At 53.4% G+C, this 262-nt stretch carries 1 protein-coding gene; it reads left to right on the top strand.

The features are described 5' to 3' along the window. Positions 1-262, top strand: a 262-nt coding sequence (locus tag Q4563_RS20560) for an aminopeptidase N C-terminal domain-containing protein (protein ID WP_303605834.1), incomplete at both ends; no start/stop codon positions are given.

Below are 262 nucleotides of genomic sequence, written 5' to 3'. Positions count from 1 at the left end.
GTGGTGATGACGAGCTGGCACAACAGAGCCTGGAAGCGTTCTACCAGCAATGGCAAAACGATGCGCTGGTGGTGAACCAGTGGTTATCGGTACAAGCCGGTTCTGCCGATCTTGGTACACTCAATCGTATCCAGCAGTTGCTGGAGCACGAAGCCTTTGACTGGCGTAACCCGAACAAGATTCTCTCTGTGATTGGTGCTTTTGCCAATCAGGCGCTGTGTCACTTCCATGCTCAGGATGGCAGTGGTTATCGCTTGCTGGC

It is taken from the genome of Gilvimarinus sp. 1_MG-2023, from assembly GCF_030548285.1.
This window is presented reverse-complemented; position numbering and strand designations above follow the sequence as displayed.